The organism is Bartonella sp. B23 (genome assembly GCF_053793815.1).
In genome coordinates, this window is sequence record NZ_CP200033.1 from 993,485 (window position 1) to 1,016,672 (window position 23,188).

Sequence of the window (23,188 nt, forward strand, 5' to 3'; positions counted from 1 at the left end):
CAGTTTTCCATAATACTCCCCTCTTTTAGAGGAGATTACTATTTGAAAGAATACATTTTGTATACATCATTCATTCACACAAAAACGCGGGAAAACTCCAGAAGTTTCCCCGACACCTCTCAGCCTTTCTGAGATAATCTCTGTATCCTACAAGTAAGAACCAATTTCCCGCTTTTCCTAAAATCTAATCGTCATTTTTTTATAAAGATGATGCCCTACATGAACCTCCTCATCCTACGCCTTAGGTGACTGATTCGCATTAAAAAAGCGAATCATTTTATCGTATCTTTGTTATTCCCGTCTACTTTTTCATCCAACCAACTTCCAAATCCCTCAATTAACGCTTCTGTTGCTTGTGTTTGTTCTAACTCACTTTTTGTCTCACGAAGCAAATCAAAAATCTCACTCTTAGGATTCTTTACGAGTTGCTCTTCAATATCTTGTAATCTCTTATGTAGGTGGTGTTCTTGAAGATGCAAGTAGATAGCCTGTTTTAATATAGCACGAGCATCTTCTACAGGAGCTCCAATAAAGACAGCGCGCATACCAACATGTTGCACAAGATGTTTCATACGCTCTAACAAATCTTTTTGCCCTTTTTCTTCTAAGAGTGCAACCATTGTCTGTTTATCATGAAGTTGCTGATTTCCAAGAATTTCTAACATAGATTGATGAAAACAAACCAATTGAGTATTGTGTAATTCCAATTCAGCAAATACTTCAAAGTTTTCATACCATAACTCAGGGTAATAGGCTAAAAGCAATAAAATAACGGCCTCACGCAGCGGAATAGACTGCGACGAATTGCGCACCATATCAGAATTTGCCAAAATGGAAAAAGATTGATCTTTAAATATTCTAGTTTGAGAAGACTGTTGATACTGCCCTGCGTCTTTTTTTTTCGAAAAAGAGGGACGAAAAAAATCAAAAAGCCGTTTCTTTATATCTTGCAAATAATAACGGCGTATATCTTCATCCTTAATCGTAAAAATTTGCTGTTTCAGTTGTTTTTCTAGCGCTGCTCGTGCTTCTGGGGTTTCAAAATTCTTTCCGTAAGCAGCACGCCACCATAAAAGCTCAATTAACGGAATCGCTTTTTGCAAAAAAGAAGAAAAAAGTTGTGCACCACCAGCAGCAATAATTTCATCTGGATCTTTACCTTGTGGCAACAAAACAAAGCGCACTGAAACCCCAGCCTTTAAAAGGGGAAGCACACGATCAGCAGCACGAAAAGCTGCTTTTAAACCAGCATCATCACCATCAAAACACAAAATGGGATCACTCCCCATTTTCCATAAAAGCCCAATTTGCGTTTCCGTTAATGCTGTACCTAAAGGCGCTACCACTCCTTCAAAACCAGCTTTGGTCAACGCAATCACATCCATATAACCTTCGACAACAAGGAGTGAATGGATTTTTTCATCGCCAACGAAGCGGCTATTTTTGCGAGCTGCTGCTGCATTGTAAAGCATATTTCCTTTATGAAACAGTACCGTTTCAGGACTATTGAGATATTTTGCTGACACATCCTTTTCTAACGCACGTCCTCCAAAAGCCACCACACGTCCGCGTAAGTCTTCAATAGGAAACATAATACGGTTTCTAAATCGATCATAGGAAATCGTATTATCTTCACTCAATTTGAGAAGTCCACAATCTTCCATTTGTTTTATTGAAATACCACGCGCGCCTAAAGCTTCTTTCAAAGCTGTACGTTTCATTGGTGCAAAACCAATTCGAAAACGCTCGACAAGCTTTGGTGTCACCCCCCGCGCATCAAGATAACGACGCGCCTGGGCACCTACTTTATCATGCAAGCTTTGTTGAAAAAAACTCGTAGCTATTCCCATAACATCATAAAGATCAGCCTTTTCCATTTGACGTTTATGGCTTTGTGTATCAAAAAGAGGTAATTTTATTCCCGCAAAATCAGCCAAACGCTCTACACTTTCTGAAAAGTGCAATCCATCAAGTTCACAAAGAAAAGTAAAAATATCACCACTCACACCACAGCCAAAACAATAATAGCGTCCTTTACGATCATCACAATGAAAACTTGGAGTTTTCTCACCATGAAATGGGCAACAACACCAAAAATCTCCTCGCGAAGGCTTGCTTTTTTGAGGATCAAATACCACCCTTTGGCCAATAACTGTTGAAATCGGTAATTTCGTGCGAAGATCATAAAGAAAATCAGGCGGAAAGCGCATTATCTCTCACAGAGTTTTAAAATTCTTTTTTGCATATTTAACTACTTTAGAGCATAATTCCAATACTTCCTTTTAAGCGGTTAAAAATTTTTAAAGGTCTAACCGTATATTTTTCAGAAATGGAGAGTAAAAAAGTGATAAAATTTCTCGTTCAACATCCTTTGCTAGAAGCTATTGCTTGGCTCATTATTCTTATCATCATTGCGCTTTTAGTCAACTTTTTAGCACAAAACCTCCTCTCACACAGAGCAAAAAAGCTTTCTTCTTTTCTCTCTAAAAATACCACCGCTGATATTGAAGCCACCATTCGCTACATGGCTAACGCTGTTGCAGCCTCTACTCTTTCAATCGGCATTAATTTTATCCAAAGACTCCCTGATGCTCTCAGTACTATTGTAGGCAATGTTGCCAACGCCTTCATTATTTTTGTTGTTGTCTTAGCAATTTCCTCTCTTCTTAATGTTATCAATATCCTTTATGAACAACAGCCAACGGCACGATTAAAACCAATAAAGGGTTATATTCAAATTGCCAAAATTGCGCTTTTTACTGCAGCTGCAATTCTCATGGTAGCCACATTAATGGATCGCTCACCGCTCATTCTTCTATCCAGTCTTGGTGCAATGGCTGCTGTCCTCATTTTAATTTTCCAAGACACTCTTCTTTCTCTCGTTGCAGGTATCCAAATTTCATCTACTGATATGGTACGTGTTGGTGATTGGATTCAAATCCCAAGTCTTGATGTAGATGGTGATGTCACTGAAATTGCACTTCATACTGTTAAAGTTCAAAATTTTGATAAAACAATCACAACTGTGCCTATCCGTAAATTGGTGACTCACCCTTTTAAGAATTGGCGTGGAATGAAAGAAGCAGGTGGACGACGTATTAAACGATCCCTCTTTATTGACCAATCAAGCATCCGTTTTCATACAAAAGAAGAACAAGAATACCTTTCTCGATTTAATTTGTTAGAAGATTATTTCACACAAAAAATACCAGAAATTGACGAATGGAATGCTCAATTAAACAAAAATCACGACGTGTTAGCCAATACCCGCCGTTTAACCAACATTGGAACTTTCCGTGCTTATGTTTTTGCTTACCTAAAAAATCATTTAAACATCGCACAAAACATGACTTTGATGACACGACAATTATCTCCTACACCCAATGGTTTGCCTTTGGAAATTTATTGTTTTACCAACACAACTGTTTGGTTAGAATATGAACAAATTCAATCTGATATTTTTGACCACCTTTATTCCATCCTTCCTAGTTTTGGTCTAAAGATTTTTCAAAATCCAAGTGGCTATGATTTTCATCATATACTAAAAGTAAAAGAACAGTAAAACGATAAATCTAAATTCATCAATTTTTTTAGATCAACCCTATTTATAACAACAGAGAAAGAAAAAGTATCATGAATAGTTCATTGGTACTCCTTCATCTTGCAGGCGCTATTTCTTTACTTCTTTGGGCCACACGTATGGTACGCACAGGTGTTAAACGTGCCTATAGTGACAGACTTAAATATAAAATGCGCTACGTCATTTCCAAACCATTATTTGCGATAAGTTTTGGACTTTTTTCAGCAATAATTTTACAAAGCTCTACAGCAGTAACACTCCTTGTTGGTTCTTTTGTCGAATCCGGTTTTATCTCTGAATTAGCAGGACTTATGGCTGTACGTGGAGGAGAATTAGGATCAGCATTCGTTGTCAAAATTCTTTCCTATAACCTCACACTTGTTGTGCCACTATGTCTTTTAATTGGCACATGTATCTTCATGACAACTGAAAAACGTGATTGGCGTCAAATAGGGCGTATTATCATTGGTATTGGTCTTTTGGTGTTATCTTTACAAATGATAAGCGCAGCCATGGAACCTTTACGTAATAGTGCTGTTCTTCCTAGCATTATTCGTTATCTTTCAACCGATCCTATTTCCACTTTTTTGTTGGCAGCAGCATTAACTTACCTCTTACATTCATCCATTGCAGGAATAATTTTGCTGGTCAATTTTGCCAACTACGACCTCATCCACGCTCAACTATGTGTTATAATGGTTCTTGGCGTTAATTTTGGTTCTTCTCTTATAGCTCCAATTTTAACGCGAAATGCCTCCCCTAATTCCCGCCTCATTCCCTTAGGAAATTTATTTATGCGTGGTGCCGGTTCAATCTTTATCCTCATCTTATTTCTTTTTTTTCAACCACCAATCACATGGCTTGGCAATGCCCCCTCTGCTCAAGTTACCAACGCTCATATTATTTTTAACGTTTTCATTCTCCTTGCTGGAATACCACTCTCGAAATGGGTTTTAAAATTAACCGCTAAAATTGTTCGTATAAGTACAAAAACAACGCAAAGCGATAAAATACTCAGTTTATCTGATCAAACAGCTCTTGATGATAGCGTTCTTGAACGCCCAACTTTAGCACTTTCCAATGTCATGCGTGAAGTCATTCATATTTGTGACCTCGTGGATATCATGCTAGAAAAAATCATGGACCTTTATGAAAAACCCGATCCCGACATCATCCGTGAGCTTAACCAGCTGAACACTATGCTGGACAAAAAGCATGTCGCAATTAAACTTTATCTCGCACAATTGGCTAGACAAAAATTATCTGATGAACAAGCCCTTCAAACACAAGAACTTCTGAGTGCTTGTATAAAATTGGATCAGGCAGGAGACATCATTATTCATAATATGCTTACACTGGTTAAAAAGAAGAAACAAAAAGGTTTACAATTTAGCAGCGATGGATGGAATGACCTCCTGCAATTCCACGCCATTGTTCTGGCCAATGCACATATCGCATTTAATGTTCTTGTTTCGCGTGATACACACACTGCGCATTTACTGGTGCAGAAAAAAGATCAACTCCGAAATTTAGAAAAAGAGATGAGTTTAAAGCATTTTAAACGCCTTCGTGAAGGCGATCTTAAAAACATAGAGTCGTCCAGTCTTCATCTTGACACCGTACGTGATCTAAAACAAATCAACTCCCTTTTAACCTCAATGATCTATCCGATTTTAGAAGCACAGGGACTTCTCAAAAGTTCTCGCCTACGTAATCCTGCTGAACAACAAACAGCCAAATTTTAATTTTAAGATCATTCGAACGATAAAATAATCACATCGATTATTAAATTTTGCATATCTGAGTATCGTGGTTAAATCAAATTTTTGTAAAACAACACACCACCCCACAGCACAAAGAAAAGAAACGTAACATAGGGAAATACAAATATCCATTGATATGCAAAAATTATACCATTTTTAAAGATTCAGCCTATGTAATTATTTATAAAAATTTAAATAACAATATTTTTTAATATAATTGATGTCATATTGATAAACTTCTTTTTAAACTTTTTGAATATCTATTTTTCTCGTTCCTTAAGATGTTCGTACGAATTGAAAAAACAGCGCAGTAAAAGTAACAAATTTTTCAACGGCAGCACCTCTCCTTGAGGTGAAAAGGTTAGCCTTGACCTTTACAAAGCTTACCCTAGTTAGGATTCAGGCAAAGGAGAGTACAAATGGAAAATGCAAATATCGGCTGGATTGCAGCTATTATTATCGGCGGCCTTGCAGGTTGGGCTGCGCAGTGTCTTATGAAAAGCCAGACTGGGCTTTTCTTAAACATTATCTTGGGAATTATTGGAGCAGTATTAGCCAATTTTGCTTTTGGCCTTTTAGGCGTGAGCTTTGCTGGTTGGCTTGGCTATCTCATTTCAGGTTTTATAGGAGCCTGCATTCTTATATGGATAGGAAGAAAGATTCGATCTTAGAATATCTATTTGTCTTTTTTAAGGTGTTCATTGATTCTAAATGAGACAATTTAAATGTTTCCGCCCCAGCTTTAAAATTACAGCCCGTGGTGAAGTGATGGTTAGATGCTTAAGCTACGATTTTTTGCATCGCCATCATTGTATTGTTAAATGAGAAACATCAAAGCTCTTTACAAGAACACTATCCCTTTCCATATGCTGCAACTTTACACCAACAAGGGTGAGGGCATTATTTTTGTACAATATCGATTTAGTTTTTTATAATTCATTCAAATATCATTGTTTCTAATATTTGGATTGCTTCAGCACCACACCAATACGCAAAATTTTGATCAATAAAATATACCAATAACAATTAAATCTTTCTCATCTCACTGTAATACCAACACAATCACCCAGTATTATTATTAAAATAATACTTTTTCCCCAAACTTCTCTCGCCGTAGCCCTAAATTCTATGTACTCCATCAACAAGATGGTTTTACCAGAAACCTCCAACACCAATTTTGAATTTTGTAGATCATAAAGAGAATTTCCTTTACTGTTAATGAAAGTGAAAAAGAGATGATACCTTATTCATTTCCCTTTCAGTTTTTTTATCTTCTAAATTTTATGAATGATAGATATGAAGTTTCAGCCAACAACACGCTTTCATCATACCTTTTTAAACATTCTTCGCTTAAACGTTCGCCTTAACATTTTTCCATTTAAAATCTTGCTACCTTTGCATTTCTATATTATAATAGGGACGTCTTTTTGTGCTGTCCGGTATAGCGTACGAGGTACGGTTTTAGGTGTGGAGTAAATGATGCATAATCCTAGGGATTCCATCTTACCGCCTCTAAAATGGCTTTCTGATCAAGACAATCATCTACCAAAGAACATCCGTAGCTGGCTCATGGAATCGGGCTCAATGACGCTTCGATTACAAAATCACTGTACCTGCATACGTGTCGAACCACAGCGTGAATGTTTTATTACGCGGGATCAATTGCAAGAAGAAGCGGATCATCTCCCCAACAGTGCACGTTACTGGCTACGTGAAGTCATACTGATGGGAGATAATCAGCCTTGGCTTCTTGGACGCACTGTAATTCCACAAGAAACCCTATCCAAACAGAATCAAGCATTGATGCATTTAGGCTCTACCCCATTAGGACACTATTTATTTAACAGTGACAAATTAACCCGCGATTACATTCATATTGGCCAACAAGGCACCCTGTGGGCACGCCGCTCTCGTTTGCGATTAATAAACAAGCCACTGTTATTAACCGAGCTATTTTTAACAGCTTCACCGCTTTACACAACAAACTCAGCATAAATGGAGGATACCTATATTTCTCTGAGCGTGCGTAACATATATGCCTTTTTCAAAGTAAAAAAACAGAGCTTTCCAATCTATCTCAACAGCATATTGCAAACGACAACTTATTCCCGAGATACTTTTTGAAATATCTCAGCTGGAGGGTATTGCTATTTTAAAAATAAGCATTTTAAAATCCCTCTTACCGTACCATAATCGTGAAAACATACGCAAACTTGCATATTGAACAGTTTGTTCTAGCCACCTTATCTTCTCCAAATAACTTTTTTGTATTTAAAATAATTAAAGCACTTATAGCCCTTTTATAACCTAAATAATTTGCAAAAAAAGAATATATACTAAGCGAAAACGATCTCTTCTCCTCTTAACAAAAAGAAACACTGGCTTGTTTACTAAAAAATATTCCTTCGCACTAACCTGTATGGAATAATTATTGCTTATCAAAATTTTCTTGATGCTTTCTCTACTAATTCTAAGTGACAAAAGTTCTTATAAGCACGCGTTAATTCCTCACATTGTTAAAACGTTCAAGCATGTTAGTGAAAACAGACTATATCAATTATTCACCTTTAAATTTTCTTCATCATAATTAAAGAATATCACGATCTCTGACCTAGCGTCTTACTAAACAAAAAGTATGGAAAGATGCACACTCTCCTGCATCTTCAAAGCAGAATTGACTGCCCCATCAATCTGGTTAGACAACACAAATTATCTCATTCTGTCCAATCAGAAAATCGCTTCTTAGCAATTATTACACGTCTTACAATACATAATAAAAAATAATTAATATCGGAATTTTAGAAAATTCAAAAACAAGACTTTACCTCTTCATAGAATATACCTATATTCGCCACCTTAGGTGAAATATTGTAAATAATATACATAAGAGCATAACAGCTTTTGTGTAACGTTTGTTTTTATATCTTTCAAAAATAAATTTTGGGCATACACCATGACACAAACTATCCCATCTCGCGATCCTTGGAGTGTAAAAAAACCCACAGCCCTCTTAGTATTAGCTGATGGAACAGTTATTGAAGGTAGAGGAGCAGGTGCTACAGGCATTGCCGAGGGTGAGGTATGTTTCAACACCGCTATAACAGGTTATGAGGAAATTCTTACAGATCCGTCGTACACGCAGCAAATTATCAATTTTACATTCCCTCATATAGGAAATGTAGGCACAAATAGCGAAGATATCGAAGATCTTACTCCTCTCAACTGTCATGGTGCAGTCGGTGCTCTTTTCAAAGCAGACATCACACGTCCTTCCAACTATCGTGCAAATGAAAACCTGCATCAATGGCTTAAAGCACGTAAAATTATTGCGCTTTGCGGTATTGATACGCGCGCACTAACCATTTTTATCCGGGAAAAAGGTGCACAAAATGCTATCATTGCACACGATCCTCATGGAAATTTTGATATCCCTTCTTTACAAAAGCGTGCACAAAAATGGTCGGGCCTCATAAATCTTGACCTTACAAAAGAAGTCACATCTAAATCGTTAAGGCAATGGAGTGAAAAGCCATGGATATGGAATAAAGGATATCATACAAACAATGTGCACAATCTTCATATCATTGCAATCGACTATGGCATTAAGCGTAATATTCTACGTCTTATTGCTACACAAAATGCACGCATTACCGTCGTGCCTGCACACACAAATGCAGAAGAAATTTTGGCAATGAACCCTGATGGTATTTTTCTTTCTAATGGCCCAGGCGATCCGGCAGCAACAGCTCAATACGCAGTTCCAACTATTAAAACGCTAATTGACCATAATTTGCCACTTTTCGGTATATGCCTTGGTCACCAACTTTTAGCTCTAACTCTTGGGGCAAAAACCATAAAAATGCACCAAGGACATCATGGTGCCAACCATCCTATTAAAGATCTTGACACCGGAAAAGTTGAGATTGTATCAATGAACCATGGCTTTGCTGTAGATGCTGCATCTCTACCATCACATGTCCAAGAAACACATATTTCCCTTTTTGATGGTTCTAACTGTGGTATTCGGATCATTGGAAAACCAATTTTTTCGGTTCAATATCACCCTGAAGCTTCTCCCGGCCCACAAGATAGCCACTACCTCTTTCAATATTTCAGCAATCTTATCATGAATTATAAAAAATAGCTTAATTGAAATTGCACCATTTTCCGTATACAAAATTTTCTTTTCAAAATAACAGATAATAATCCTTCCTCCATAAAACGACTTTGATAAAATGCCAACTTGGAGAATATTCTTACCAGCTAAAAATCCAGAAATCTATCGTACCCATAAGGCAAAGATTATCGTCGCAACAACAAACACATAAAAGACTCCCCCAAAAGTAGCGCAATAAAAATGGAACATCACATCTCCATGCGTAAATTATTCGAAAATAAATATATAAAAAATGGGATCAAATATAAGACTCAATGAAATAGTAGAAACCATCGCTCCCGGAGATTCTCCTTGCACATTCGCTGGTATCTGTGCTGAAATAGTGGCACGCATGGGCGCATGAACAGAACATTCAATCACGATATACGTAAAGACGAGATAAACCATCCACGCTTGCGTTGCAAATACGTAGCCACAGGCATAGCAACTGATGCAAACACAAGCCCTACCATAGCAATAAACCAACTGCCTCATTTCTTAGAAAAATAAGGAAAAATAGGAGTTACAACAATAATCTACCCTATACCAAAACACTTAGGACATCTCGATGAAAAACGTGCCCCAATTATAACACTCTTTAGCAATGAATGATCAAATACAAAGCCATACAGATTCAGCAAACCAATGAAGAAAAAAGGCCAACGACACCTAAAGAACCTTTGGATATTGCCAAAACTGAAAACAAGCATCTAGAAAAGAAAAGATCTGTACATTACATTTTAATATTAAAAGCGCACCGATTCCACATAGAGAGAATTTTAGGAAGCATAATCCATGCAAAAATAAAATGAATGAAAAATCAACGGCAAAATGAAACGCAACATGCGAACCAAACTGACCTAAAAAACACCGATCAATGAACCTAAAATAAACCTCAATTCAAATGCGATTCCCAATAAACCAAAATCGCGTATACGGATCTTATCATTGGACATATCAGCAGGATATGCCATGCAGGTTTAAAAATCAACACTATTCATTCCTGACAAGAGACGCCTAATAAACAACATAGAACAGCTCCATGCTATAGCACATATGAAATTATCAAGCGCAAAGCTTATAATAGAGATAAGCAAAATATTCAAGCAAAACAGAACCAACGATTGCAATAGCAATAACATACAACAACAAAATAATAAAAACTAAAACGAACCCCTGATGGATAATTTTTGAATCGCATTTTTGATTACTCATAGCATGCAAATTGTTTTCCCTACAATCTGTTAAACTCCACCTGCTATTAAAAATAGCTAATAACATAACTTATTCTTAAAAAAACCATCATGAAAGTAAAAACTTAAAAATGCCACAAATCCTCATTTTACTAAATACGCGACACTGTACATATCTTTATAAAGGATCATCTTTTTCAAAAAATCCCTTTTGATGAATGAAATGCATACGGGTTCCAGCATAATAATTTACCTATAACTTTCTTAAAATTAAAGAGGGTAGCGATAAATATGCTTTCTAAAAATAGAAAATTACATTTTAATATAATTTCAATTATTTAAAAAATTTTTGTGCATTTTTATGCTAAAAAACACCTACCTTGCACACAATCAGCATAACCTAAAATAAAACCATAGCTATATCTATTTATGCTGCATTTATAATATGCTACAATTAACATAGGACAATCTGGTTAGCGTAGAAAAGTACCGCTCATTATTCAATTCAAAAATGGTAAAAAAATGCGAAAAATATTCCTATTTATTTTAATTTTCACGTTGATTACAGGATATGATTTTCAGAATTCTAACATAAATAAAGAGACTCCTGAAAACAAAACGAAAACACAGCAAAAAAAACAAGTGAATCTAGATTCTTATACTTTAAAAAAGCTCAATGTTCTTCTTAAAGAACGGTTGAAAATCAATGACCATGAGACAGGAAAAATGATTGACTTTCTATCTGCAGCTTTTTTAGGAACACCTTACCAAGCAAATATGTTACATGGTTCACAAAATGTATCAGAAAAACTAATAATTGACTTTAGAGGTTTAGATTGTTTCACTTATCTGGACTATATTGAAGCATTACGGAAATCAACTTCGCAAACAGAATTCATAAATAACGTTATCCGAACGCGTTACATTGATGGTAATATTAGTTTTTTAGACCGGAAACACTTTTTCACTGATTGGGCTTATAGAAAATATAAAATTGCCGATGACATCACCGCGCAGATCAGCCCTAATGCGGTAAACATTGAAAAACATCTCAATAAAAAAGCAGATGGTGGAAACTATCTTCCCGGATTACCAATTGTTAAACGCAATATAACTTATATTCCAAGTAACTTTATTGATGAAGAAGTTTTAAGTCAGTTACAATCCGGTGATTTCATCGGTATCTACACCAAACTTGCTGGGTTGGATGTAACCCACGTAGGTTTTTTTATCATAACAGATAATGGTCCAATGCTACGAAATGCTTCTTCACGAAAAGAAAATGAAAAAGTTGTAGACTCCCCTTTTATGGATTATGTAGCACAAACACCAGGAATTATTGTTTTAAGAGCCCTTAAGTAAATCTATATGGAAACAAGAATGTTCCCTATGCTATTAATGTGCACCCAAGTTGTCAAAAAACATCAAAATTCATGTAATATATACACATACAATAGCTCTATTAATGCTTTCTATCGTAACATCAAAGAGCTTTATTCTATCCTTGTATCTTATATAATAAACAATTTAATATCAATAATTATTTTTTATCATTTTTAATTTTTGACCATGAAAAAAAGCATGGAAAAGGCATTTTATGGCTTACTTTCTTTGTCACTTAACCTATAAAATAGTTTTAGCCTCAAAATTTAAATATTCTGTCTAACACAATCTCGCACAGATGTTTGTCATAGGAAAAGACCATGCCAAAGCGCACAGATATAAAATCTATTCTCATCATTGGAGCAGGACCTATTGTTATTGGTCAGGCATGTGAATTTGACTATTCAGGCACACAAGCTTGTAAAGCATTAAAAGAAGAAGGTTACCGAATTATTTTGGTGAACTCTAATCCTGCCACCATTATGACAGACCCAGACTTAGCTGATGCAACTTACATTGAACCCATTACTCCTGAAATAGTTGCCAAAATTATTGCTCATGAACGTCCAGATGCTATTTTACCAACTATGGGAGGACAAACAGCCCTTAATACAGCCTTATCGTTAAAGCGTATGGGCATTTTAGACCGCTATCACGTTGAAATGATAGGTGCAAATGCCGATGCGATTGATAAAGCTGAAGACCGTGCTTTATTTCGCAAGGCAATGGCAAAAATTGGTTTGGAAACACCACGGTCTATATTAGCCAATGCAACAGAACTTAAAGAAGAAAATCGCCGACAGCATGCAAAAATGCGTGATGAACTTAAAGCGAAACTTTCCGGTAATGCTCTTGACAAAGCATTAGAAGACCTTGAACGCAATTGGCGCCATAAAGAGGCTGACCGTAAACAACATTATATCGCACATGCTACCGCAAAAGCAGTTCAAGCTCTTGATATCGTTGGTCTTCCAGCGATTATCCGTCCTTCATTCACTCTTGGTGGTACCGGCGGAGGAATTGCTTATAACCGCTCTGAATTTTATGAAATCATTGAACGAGGACTTGAAGCTTCACCTACAACGGAAGTTTTGATTGAAGAAAGTGTTTTAGGGTGGAAAGAATATGAAATGGAAGTTGTCCGCGATAAGAACGACAATTGTATCATTGTTTGTTCCATTGAAAACATTGACCCTATGGGGATTCATACTGGTGACTCGATTACCGTAGCCCCTGCCCTTACTTTAACAGATAAAGAATATCAATGTATGCGCAATGCTTCAATTGCTGTACTCCGTGAAATCGGTGTTGAAACTGGTGGGTCCAATGTACAGTTTGCTGTTAATCCCGAAAATGGCCGCCTCATTGTTATTGAAATGAACCCGCGAGTTTCTCGCTCCTCAGCGCTTGCCTCAAAAGCAACAGGTTTTCCAATTGCTAAAGTAGCGGCTAAACTAGCAGTTGGCTACACACTTGATGAATTAAAAAATGATATCACAGGTGGCACAACACCAGCATCATTTGAACCTTCTATTGACTATATTGTTACCAAGATTCCTCGTTTTGCTTTCGAAAAATTTCCTGGTTCATCAACCATCTTAACGACTGCGATGAAATCTGTAGGAGAAGTGATGGCGATAGGACGCACTTTTCAAGAATCACTGCAAAAAGCGCTCCGTGGACTTGAAACAGGTCTTACCGGTCTTGATGAAATCGTAATCCCTGAACATGCTGAAGGTGATGAAAAGAGTTCCATACGCTCCGCTATTGCAATACCAAGCCCTGATCGTTTACGTTACATTGCTCAAGCCATGCGCAAGGGATTATCCTTAAATGAAATACACCAAATCAGCAAAATTGATCCATGGTTTTTGGAACAAATAGCCTCCATTATTGCAATGGAACAATATATCCGCATCCATGGACTGCCCAAAAATGCAGATAATTTACGCATGTTAAAAGCTATGGGCTTTTCGGATGCGCGTTTAGCCACCCTTACAGGACAAGAACCGGATGATATTGCTGCTCTGCGCAAATCGCTTAATGTCAAACACGTTTTTAAACGGATTGATACGTGTGCAGCTGAATTTTCTTCACCGACAGCCTATATGTATTCAACATATGAAGTTCCCTTTGCAGGTATAGAAAACTCAGAAGCACACGTTTCTGAACGCAAAAAAATTGCTATTTTAGGCGGGGGACCAAACCGCATCGGACAAGGTATTGAATTTGATTATTGTTGTTGTCATGCTGCTTTTGCACTACGTGATGCGGGATTTGAAGCCATCATGATTAACTGCAATCCTGAAACCGTCTCGACAGACTACGATACCTCTGATCGTCTTTATTTTGAATCTTTAACAACAGAAGATGTTCTCGCTATTTTAGAAACAGAACAGCAAAAAGGCGAATTGGTCGGAGTCATCGTCCAATTTGGTGGACAAACACCACTGAAATTGGCAAGCGCACTCAAAAAACATAATATTCCCATTTTGGGCACTTCTCCTGAAGCCATCGATTTAGCAGAAGACAGAGATCACTTTCAAAAATTGCTGTTCAAACTTAATCTAACACAACCTCAAAATGGTATTGCCCATTCAATTGAACAGGCGCGTCTCGTTGCCCATGAATTAGGTTTTCCACTGATTGTGCGCCCTTCTTATGTTCTAGGAGGGCGTGCTATGCAAATTATCCGTGATGAACGCAGCTTGCAAAATTATTTGCTTGAGAGTGTTCATGAATTGGTTTCAGAAGATATAAAAGCTCGTTATCCAAACAACAAAACAGAGCAGATCAATACATTACTTGGTAAAAATCCACTTCTGTTTGATAGTTATCTCACAGAAGCAATTGAAGTTGACATTGATTGTCTTTGCGATGGAGAAGAAACATTGATTGTTGGTATTATGGAACATATTGAAGAAGCTGGTATCCATTCTGGTGATTCAGCATGTTCGTTACCAGTACATACACTCTCCCATAAAATAGTGGCTGAATTAGAGCGCCAAACAAAAGCATTAGCGAAAGCACTTCATGTGTGCGGTTTGATGAATGTGCAATATGCCATTAAAAATAACACAATTTATGTCTTAGAGGTTAACCCCCGTGCTTCTCGCACGGTTCCTTTCGTCGCAAAAACAATTGGTCGCCCCATTGCTAAGATAGCCGCACGAATTATGGCAGGAGAAACTCTTCACAAAGCCCTTCAGGCTTATGGCGGCTTACCTTCTCTGCAGAAAAAACAACACATTGCTGTCAAAGAAGCAGTTTTTCCTTTTGCGCGTTTTTCAGGTATTGATACACTTCTTGGTCCGGAGATGCGCTCAACTGGTGAGGTTATGGGACTTGATTATGAATTTTCTCTTGCTTTTGCTAAAGCCCAGCTCGGAGCTGGTGTTGAGCTCCCAAAAGAAGGAACTTTGTTTGTTTCTGTGAGAGATGAAGACAAAAAACATATCTTAAATCCTGTAAAACTTTTAGGTGAACTTGGCTTTTCTATTTTAGCAACAAGTGGCACACATAAATTTCTTACCGAATGTGGTATTGAGGCAAAAAAAATCAACAAAGTCTTAGAAGGACATCCCCATATTGAAGATGCCATTCGCAATCGAAAAATTCAATTAATTTTTAATACGACCAGTACTGCCAGTGCCATCTCCGATTCTAAATCATTACGCCACGCAGCACTCATGCAAAAAGTCCCCTATTATACGACAGTAGCTGGAGCCGAAGCTGCCGTGGAAGCCATCAAAGCACTCAAAAAAAAGTGCCTCGAAGTGCGCTCACTGCAAAGTTATTTCACTTGAACTTTTCACTATAGTAGAAAGTATATTCTACTCATATTTTATATTCTCTCTCAATCTTTTATTTGTATAAATAATACCAATTAAGGCTTGCTTTTTATCATAAAAACTTTTATACTCATCCCCATAAGATTTTTGGTTATGTGGCTTTCTTTCCTGTGCGCTCTGCACCTTTGACGAAACTTCTCCCACCTAATTTCGATCTAAAACCGTATTGAGGGATTTTTTCTCTCAGTACACAATGTAATTTATATTTTAAGGAGTTTCCTATGTCTACAGGAACAGTTAAGTGGTTTAATACAACAAAAGGTTTCGGATTCATTCAACCTAGTGATGGAAGCGCAGATGTATTTGTACATATTTCTGCTGTTGAGCGTTCTGGTTTAAGTAATCTTAATGAAGGACAAAAAATTTCCTATGACGTTCTTCAAGATCGTCGTTCTGGGAAATTTTCTGCTGGAAATCTTGCAGCACTTTAGTCTTTAAATAATCTTGCATTCTAATAAAAAATTCTCGCCTTCATGGGCGAGTTTTTTTACTTTTTATAAAAAAGTACTGGATTTTTGCTTTGCACAACGATCCAAGATATTCCCAACATTTCTTTGAAATCTTCCATAACCGCTGCAAACCGTTTTTTCCTATAAAACCTCAAAAAACTAAAACACAAATCCTTCTTTTGAAATAAATTTTCCTAAACTCTATGTATCTATTCACCTAAACCAAGAGAAAACGGAAACGTAATTCAGATATTCCATAAATAGAAAAGATTTTTTTTATTAAATCGCAAGAAAACATATCTTGAACTGTTTGTTTTGTTGTAGAAGAATGCGGGAAGATATCGTTCTTTGTAAATATATTCACCATAATTACGCAATATTTTTCTGTTGGAGTAAAAAAAATGACCAGGATGAGTGCAAAGAAGAAGAATTAGCCATCATAAACTCACGTTCATCATCCTTGACACATTCCTCTAAAACATCATGATATTCCCCTCGTCTCATATCAAAATGCATAATATTTTATGATATGCTATACCACTTACCTAAGAAAAAAAGACTCTTACATTTCGCTTACATCTTTAAACAAAATGGAGAGAAAAATTTTTAATCTTTATGCGAACCCAAAAAATTTTATCGACAAATCATAAATCCTTTGCAATCTCTGCTTTTAACGTAAAACTCCTCTCTGATAATATTCTTATTTTCTGTAAACAGAACATTAGCCTGTTCACCTTCATCTCAAATCTTCTTTAGATGTAAAAACTTAAACATTTCACTGCAATTTTTTATTGCATACGATGCAATCTCTTATAGAATAGTTTCAAATCCGCAATCATTTTCTTGTATCGTATAAGGATTGAAATTATGGCTTTTATCGCCGATAGGCTTTCTCGTATCAAACCTTCTGCAACAATTACTGTTTCCCAAAAAGCGCGTCATTTGAAAGCGTTAGGTCGTGATGTTATTGCTTTAAGCGCTGGAGAACCAGATTTTGATACACCAGACAATATCAAAAATGCTGCCATTGAAGCTGTTCGACGTGGAGAAACAAAATATACCCCCATATCTGGTATTCCAGAATTGCGCCAAGCAATTGCAGACAAATTTAAAAGAGAAAATAATCTCACTTATCAGCCAGAACAAATTATTGTCGGTACCGGTGGTAAACAAATCCTTTTCAATGCATTGATGGCAACTTTAAATAAAGGGGATGAAGTCATCATCCCATCTCCTTATTGGGTTAGTTATCCAGAAATGGTTACGCTCAACAGTGGCACGCCTATTTTTGTCGAAACCAAAGCTGAATTTTCTTATAAACTTCAACCGCAAGAGTTAGAATCTGCCATCACCCCTAAAACCAAATGGTTTATTTTTAACTCTCCTTCAAATCCATCAGGTGCTACTTATACACATGACGAATTAAAAAAACTAACAGATGTTTTAGTAGAATACCCTCATGTTTATATCCTCGCCGATGATATTTATGAACATCTCACATATGAAGGTTTTAACTTTGTCACTCCAGCAGAAGTAGAACCAAAACTTTACGACCGTACACTTACCATGAATGGTGTTTCTAAAGCCTATGCCATGACAGGTTGGCGAATCGGTTATGCAGGAGGATCAAAAGAGTTAATTAAAGCCATGGATATCATTCAAGGTCAGCAAACATCTGGTACAAGTTCTATCTCACAATGGGCATCCGTCGAAGCACTTACTGGTCCACAAGATTTTATTGCTCGAAATAAAAGTATTTTCCAAGCACGCCGCGATCTTGTCGTTTCCATGCTGAACCAAGCACCTGGCATTCATTGTCCAACACCAGAAGGTGCCTTCTATGTTTATCCTTCTTGTGCAGAACTCATTGGAAAAAAAACCCCCGAAGGTAAAGTAATCACTCGTGATGAAGACTTTGTAATAGAGCTTCTGGAGGCAGAATCTGTCGCTGTTGTTCATGGATCTGCTTTTGGACTTGGACCAGCTTTTCGTATTTCTTATGCAACATCAGAAAAGTTACTTGAAGAAGCTTGCCTACGTATACAGCGCTTTTGTGATAGCCTTCTTTAAAGCGCTCACTATCTTCTACTACTATATTTCTGTCACTAGATGTTGATACATCCAAAAAAATTGTAGTCCATTGAGTTATAGCACGAATATATGGGTTCTGTAGAGAATGCATATAAAGGAAAATTCTTCGATGTGTTCATAAAGCTTGTATTTCTTCATGTAATTTGAGACATCTCAGAAAATTTCCCGTCTAAAAATCCTATATTTTTTATAAAACCCTTTCTGCCCAGCAATAGTCATCATCATAGTCCCAATATTTCATATCTTGATGCACTTAAAAATGTTTCAAATTCATAAAAGCTTTAAAATTTTTCTCTTATCATCTTCTAAAACGCCTGCATTCTCAGATGCTATATTGCGAAACAAAAAAAGCCGGACAAACGCCCGGCAAATCTAGAAAATCTCCAAAGATAAAATCAATCTAGTAGATTTTCGTAAGGGAACACTCAAGAAAATGCAATGGGAGGCAACATAATCAAGAGATGGTATTGTATGTCATTTTATAAGGAGAAGCACAATAAAGACTTAAGCGTATCTGCTATGCATGAAACACATAGCTAAAAATCCACATCCATTAAAAAGCCCACTGACGAGCTTTCAAAAAAATATAATCTCGGAAAGCTTTCAGCTTTGCCAAATTTTTTAAGGCATAAGGGTAACAAAAAAAAGTATCAAAACAAGGGATATCAAGCATCTCAGGAAAAAGACGGACGAGTCGCTTATCATTATTCACGATATAATCAGGAAGCACGGCAATGCCAAGATCACGTATAAGCGCATTCTTGATTGAAATAATATTATTGATTCGCAGGACTGAAAAACGTAAAGATCCATCATTTCTTCCAGCCTTTTCCAACCAATTTAAACCAGATAAATAAGATGGAACAGGTTCACCAAATGAAATAATACGGTGTGCATCCAGTTCAGATAATGTTTTTGGTTGTCCATAATTCGCAATATAATTTTCCGAAGCATAAACATGCATATGAATTGTAAAGAGTTTTCTTTGTATAAGATCAGGCTGTTGAGGCTGATGTAAACGAACAGCACAGTCTGCCTGACGCATCGTCAGATCAAGTTCTTTGTCATCCAACAAGAGCTGAACCCGCATATCCGGATACAGGCTAAGGAATGCTGGCATACGCTCTACAAGCCACCCTGCCCCTACTCCAAAAGTCGACGTAACACGTAAATCCCCTGTTGGCTTTTCACAACTTTCACTTAATTGCGAACGTGCACTCTCAAGCTTCATTAAAACATCATGCGTTGCACGGTAAAGAATTTCACCCTGCTCCGTTAAGATTAGCCCTCGAGCATGGCGCTGAAACAAGGACACACCAACATCCTGCTCCAAAGCTGAAACCTGCCGTGAAATAGCTGATTGGGATAAATGAAGCTCTTGGGCGGCATGTGTAAACGAACCTGCCTCTGCCACTGCGTGAAAAACCCTCAACCTATCCCAATCCAATGGTGATGTCACAATTTTACCTCTAATTTTTTACTTTTTCAATGAATGTTATGCTTGCAAATCTAAAAAACGCTCCGCTTCCAACGCTGCCATACATCCCATTCCCGCCGCTGTTATAGCTTGGCGGAAAACTTCATCTGTTACATCACCTGCCGCAAACACACCAGCAATACTTGTTGCTGTTGAATCTGGTGCCGTCCATAAGTAGCCACCTCGCTTTTGTTTCAGTTGTCCTTCAAACAAAGAAACTGCAGGATCATGACCAATAGCAATAAATATTCCCTCTGCATTTACCTTAATTTCTTGATTAGTTTTAATATTCTTCAGACGTGCGCCTGTTACAACAGCTCCTCTTGAATCCTGGGCTGGTAAACCAACGATTTCTTCTACAACATGATCCCAAAGAACACGCACATTATTGCAAGCAAGCAATCTATCTTGCAAAATTTTTTCCGCCCGAAAATAACTGCGCCGATGAACCACACTTACACTTTTTGCCAAATGCGATAAATAAAGGGCTTCTTCAACGGCTGTATTTCCACCTCCCACAACAATGACATCCTTATCACGATAAAAAAATCCATCACATGTAGCGCAAGCAGAAACACCACCACCCATAAAGGCCTGTTCACTTTCCAAACCAAGCCAACGCGCCTGCGCTCCCGTTGCAATAATCAGCGCGTCACAACAATATCGCGTTCCAGAATCTCCGTACAAGATAAAAGGATACTTCAACAAATCAGCCTTCGTAATACTATCATAAACAATTTTGGTACCCATGTTTTCAGCCTGTTTTGCCATTTGTTCCATCAACCATGGTCCTTGAATTGGATCAGCAAATCCTGGATAATTTTCAACATCCGTTGTAATCGTCAATTGCCCACCCTGCTGCAATCCAGCAATCAAAACCGGTTTGAGCATTGCTCTTGCCGCATAAATCGCCGCTGTATAACCAGCCGGCCCTGAGCCGATAATAAGCAAACGAATATGCGATCGTACCATAAAATCCCCTTTACTTTTTGTTATCTAATTATTCTATAAATTATAATGGAATACAGCCTTTTAAAAAACATTTTTCAACAGTCTAAACTATGTTGTATACGTATTTCTTTTCAAGTTTGGTAAAAAATTTCGATTACCAATTTATAAAAATGCACTTAATGTAGAAAAATTAATCTTTGTCTTATAAAGATAATAAAGTGCAAATTTTTATGAGCACAAAACCGTAACAAAAAACGATACAAAGATAGGGAACAGCCATTTTTCAATTTATTATCAATGTCTGTGCGCGTTTTGCGTTAATTATGGGAGGAGCAATGCTTCTGCCAATTTTTGTGGGTTTGCACGACAGCAACCGCAATTGGATAGCTTTTCTCTACTCTTACGCCATCACCACCATGTTGGCAACGCTAATTCTTTTAGCTACTAAGGGTGCTACCTGTCGTTTTTCAGCACGGCTTGGCTTTATACTTACTGTTTGTCTTTGGCTAATAGGAAGCATTATTGGCGCCTTACCCCTTTATCTTTCCCCTCTCCCAATTTCTCTAGCAGCCGCAATCTTTGAATCTGTCTCTGGAATTACAACTACAGGTTCCACAGTACTCACTGATCTTGACAATTTATCGCGGAGTATTTTGTTATGGCGTTCTATTATATGCTGGATTGGAGGCATTGGCTTTATCGGTCTAGCCCTCTTGCTTTTACCTTCACTGCGCGTTGGGGGAAGCCAGCTTTTTCATATGGAATCATCAGATAAATCTGAAAAAATACTACCCCGCATCAACCACATTGCTAATGGAATTATCATAGCTTATGTTGGACTCACACTCGCTTGTATGCTCTCTTATTTTGCTTCTGGCATGAATTTATTTGATGCCATAAACCACGCAATGAGCACAGTGGCAACAGCTGGTTTTTCAACTCACGACACCTCTTTTGGCCATTTTTCTGATAAGCCAGCTATTTTAATTGTTTCAACAATCTTTATGTTGCTTTCTGCTTTACCCTTTGTGCTCTATGTTAAATTAGTGCTTCCTGGACGCTCTAAACGCTTCCTTGATCCACAAGTAATCGTTTTTCTCACTACTGTTTTTCTCTTTAGCTTTGCTTTAGCAGCATGGTTGCGTTTTTATGATCAGCGTACCTTCAATTGGATTTTTCTCGATGTAATTTTTCACCTTTCTTCTATCATTAGCACCACTGGCTATAGCGCTAAAGATTATCAACTTTGGGGTTCTTTTGCGCTTGGAATTTTTTTCATTGTTTCCTTTATGGGCGGATGCGCTGGTTCTACCTCTGGCGGTATAAAAATTAATCGCCTCATTATCCTTTGGCGTATTACACAAACAAATATAGCACAACTTCTTTCTCCTAATGTAGTGGTAAAGGCTCGCTATGATCATGCAAATATATCAAGCGATGTTGCCAAATCAATTTTGTTTTTTGTATGCCTTTATATGTTCTGCCTTATTATTGGTACTGCACTTTTACTTACTACCGGTCTTGATTTTACCACTGCCTTTACAGGTGTCTTAACCGCCCTTTCAAATATTGGGCCAGGTTTTGGAGATATTATTGGACCTGCTGGCAATTTTTCTACAATCAATGACAATGCCTTATGGTTTTTAAGTTTTTTAATGCTCGCTGGACGTCTTGAAATTATAACTATATTCGTACTTTTTATTCCCGCTTTTTGGCGTGAGTAATTCTAATGTGTAGCTTAATTGATGAAAAAATTTTAAATGTGTCATTATGTCAACAACACAAAGTTATCCTCCAAATAGGATTTTAAATCGCTCTTTTTTTGCACATCAACTATTTAAAATAAATGCAACACATAAAAAACCATCAAGTGTTACTCAAGAGCTTTCACATCAAAAAAGATCTTATAACTCTATGCTTTATGCATCTTCCTCATCAAAAAGAGAAAATGGATTCAGACAACACTTCAATATTTTTACCAATGGCTCATCATTAAGAAAGAAACAGTGATGATTTTTAGTAAAAATATTTTTTCATTACAGTGCACTTGATCGGAAATAAATTATCTTATTGCTTTTTCCTACACACTTAGTACCACAAAATAACGATACAAGCCTTACTTACGGCGCTAAATTTTACCTAAAATATTTAGAATTGAGTGTGTTAAAGCAATTATTTCCTGCCCCACCAATTTCTAGAATAAAAAATACATACCCCACACTTGTACTTTATAACAATATCCACATCACTCTAAGAGCATAAAATCCTAAATCTCTTCAAAAATTTTGAGCGTT

Annotated in this window: 14 protein-coding genes and 1 pseudogene; 11 read left to right on the forward strand and 4 right to left on the reverse strand. The window is 37.1% G+C overall.

Annotated features, from left to right (window positions below):
- Positions 1-272: 272 nt before the first annotated feature.
- Positions 273-2,210 (reverse strand): DNA primase, encoded by a 1,938-nt coding sequence (gene dnaG, locus V4B17_RS04475; protein ID WP_455479008.1) that lies wholly within the window; start codon positions 2,208-2,210, stop codon positions 273-275.
- A 134-nt stretch (positions 2,211-2,344) separates the two neighbouring features.
- Between dnaG and V4B17_RS04480 the strand changes: the two genes are divergently transcribed.
- From V4B17_RS04480 to carA, 5 genes are all read left to right on the forward strand, one after another.
- Positions 2,345-3,562 (forward strand): mechanosensitive ion channel family protein, encoded by a 1,218-nt coding sequence (locus tag V4B17_RS04480; RefSeq protein ID WP_455479009.1) that lies wholly within the window; start codon positions 2,345-2,347, stop codon positions 3,560-3,562.
- 71 nt (positions 3,563-3,633) lie between these two features.
- Positions 3,634-5,325 (forward strand): Na/Pi cotransporter family protein, encoded by a 1,692-nt coding sequence (locus tag V4B17_RS04485; RefSeq protein WP_455479010.1) that lies wholly within the window; start codon positions 3,634-3,636, stop codon positions 5,323-5,325.
- A gap of 437 nt (positions 5,326-5,762) precedes the next feature.
- Entirely contained in the window at positions 5,763-6,014 is a 252-nt protein-coding gene (locus V4B17_RS04490; RefSeq protein ID WP_455479011.1) for a GlsB/YeaQ/YmgE family stress response membrane protein, read from the forward strand.
- 805 nt (positions 6,015-6,819) lie between these two features.
- Positions 6,820-7,338 carry a chorismate lyase gene (gene ubiC / locus V4B17_RS04495; protein WP_455479012.1) on the forward strand — a complete coding sequence of 173 codons (519 nt, stop codon included), beginning with the start codon at positions 6,820-6,822 and terminating at the stop codon, positions 7,336-7,338.
- A 958-nt stretch (positions 7,339-8,296) separates the two neighbouring features.
- Complete coding sequence (gene carA, locus V4B17_RS04500; protein WP_455479013.1) at positions 8,297-9,487, forward strand: glutamine-hydrolyzing carbamoyl-phosphate synthase small subunit; 1,191 nt, start codon at positions 8,297-8,299, stop codon at positions 9,485-9,487.
- A gap of 135 nt (positions 9,488-9,622) precedes the next feature.
- Here carA and V4B17_RS04505 read toward each other — a convergent pair.
- Positions 9,623-10,714, reverse strand: a pseudogene (locus V4B17_RS04505) (MFS transporter).
- A 500-nt stretch (positions 10,715-11,214) separates the two neighbouring features.
- On the opposite strand from V4B17_RS04505, the gene V4B17_RS04510 reads away from it, so the two are divergent.
- From V4B17_RS04510 to V4B17_RS04525, 4 genes are all read left to right on the forward strand, one after another.
- Entirely contained in the window at positions 11,215-12,054 is an 840-nt protein-coding gene (locus V4B17_RS04510; RefSeq protein ID WP_455479014.1) for a DUF1460 domain-containing protein, read from the forward strand.
- Positions 12,055-12,395: 341 nt separating this feature from the next.
- Complete coding sequence (gene carB / locus V4B17_RS04515) at positions 12,396-15,881, forward strand: carbamoyl-phosphate synthase large subunit (RefSeq protein ID WP_455479015.1); 3,486 nt, start codon at positions 12,396-12,398, stop codon at positions 15,879-15,881.
- A gap of 266 nt (positions 15,882-16,147) precedes the next feature.
- The gene (locus V4B17_RS04520; protein WP_455465640.1) at positions 16,148-16,357 is read left to right on the forward strand and encodes a cold-shock protein; all 210 of its coding nucleotides are present in this window, start codon (positions 16,148-16,150) and stop codon (positions 16,355-16,357) included.
- Between the two features lie 885 nt (positions 16,358-17,242).
- Positions 17,243-18,445, forward strand: coding sequence for a pyridoxal phosphate-dependent aminotransferase (locus V4B17_RS04525; RefSeq protein WP_455479016.1), 1,203 nt, complete (start codon positions 17,243-17,245; stop codon positions 18,443-18,445).
- 574 nt (positions 18,446-19,019) lie between these two features.
- Here V4B17_RS04525 and V4B17_RS04530 read toward each other — a convergent pair.
- On the reverse strand, positions 19,020-19,925 hold the full coding sequence (locus tag V4B17_RS04530; RefSeq protein WP_455479017.1) for a LysR family transcriptional regulator: 906 nt from the start codon (positions 19,923-19,925) through the stop codon (positions 19,020-19,022).
- Positions 19,926-19,961: 36 nt separating this feature from the next.
- Entirely contained in the window at positions 19,962-20,915 is a 954-nt protein-coding gene (trxB, locus tag V4B17_RS04535) for a thioredoxin-disulfide reductase (protein ID WP_455479018.1), read from the reverse strand.
- Between the two features lie 314 nt (positions 20,916-21,229).
- Here trxB and V4B17_RS04540 point away from each other — a divergent pair, with 314 nt between their 5' ends.
- The gene (locus V4B17_RS04540) at positions 21,230-22,618 is read left to right on the forward strand and encodes a TrkH family potassium uptake protein (RefSeq protein WP_455479019.1); all 1,389 of its coding nucleotides are present in this window, start codon (positions 21,230-21,232) and stop codon (positions 22,616-22,618) included.
- Positions 22,619-22,664: 46 nt separating this feature from the next.
- On the forward strand, positions 22,665-22,904 hold the full coding sequence (locus V4B17_RS04545) for a hypothetical protein (protein ID WP_455479020.1): 240 nt from the start codon (positions 22,665-22,667) through the stop codon (positions 22,902-22,904).
- Positions 22,905-23,188 lie beyond the last annotated feature (284 nt).

What these genes read in the sequence shown, in the direction of transcription:
- dnaG (WP_455479008.1), bottom strand. Translation starts at nt 2,210, where the DNA reads ATGCGCTTTCCGCCTGATTTTCTTTATGATCTTCGCACGAAATTACCG.
- V4B17_RS04485 (WP_455479010.1), top strand. Translation starts at nt 3,634, where the DNA reads ATGAATAGTTCATTGGTACTCCTTCATCTTGCAGGCGCTATTTCTTTA.
- V4B17_RS04490 (WP_455479011.1), top strand. Translation starts at nt 5,763, where the DNA reads ATGGAAAATGCAAATATCGGCTGGATTGCAGCTATTATTATCGGCGGC.
- ubiC (WP_455479012.1), top strand. Translation starts at nt 6,820, where the DNA reads ATGATGCATAATCCTAGGGATTCCATCTTACCGCCTCTAAAATGGCTT.
- carA (WP_455479013.1), top strand. Translation starts at nt 8,297, where the DNA reads ATGACACAAACTATCCCATCTCGCGATCCTTGGAGTGTAAAAAAACCC.
- V4B17_RS04510 (WP_455479014.1), top strand. Translation starts at nt 11,215, where the DNA reads ATGCGAAAAATATTCCTATTTATTTTAATTTTCACGTTGATTACAGGA.
- carB (WP_455479015.1), top strand. Translation starts at nt 12,396, where the DNA reads ATGCCAAAGCGCACAGATATAAAATCTATTCTCATCATTGGAGCAGGA.
- V4B17_RS04520 (WP_455465640.1), top strand. Translation starts at nt 16,148, where the DNA reads ATGTCTACAGGAACAGTTAAGTGGTTTAATACAACAAAAGGTTTCGGA.
- V4B17_RS04525 (WP_455479016.1), top strand. Translation starts at nt 17,243, where the DNA reads ATGGCTTTTATCGCCGATAGGCTTTCTCGTATCAAACCTTCTGCAACA.
- trxB (WP_455479018.1), bottom strand. Translation starts at nt 20,915, where the DNA reads ATGGTACGATCGCATATTCGTTTGCTTATTATCGGCTCAGGGCCGGCT.
- V4B17_RS04540 (WP_455479019.1), top strand. Translation starts at nt 21,230, where the DNA reads ATGCTTCTGCCAATTTTTGTGGGTTTGCACGACAGCAACCGCAATTGG.
- V4B17_RS04545 (WP_455479020.1), top strand. Translation starts at nt 22,665, where the DNA reads ATGTCAACAACACAAAGTTATCCTCCAAATAGGATTTTAAATCGCTCT.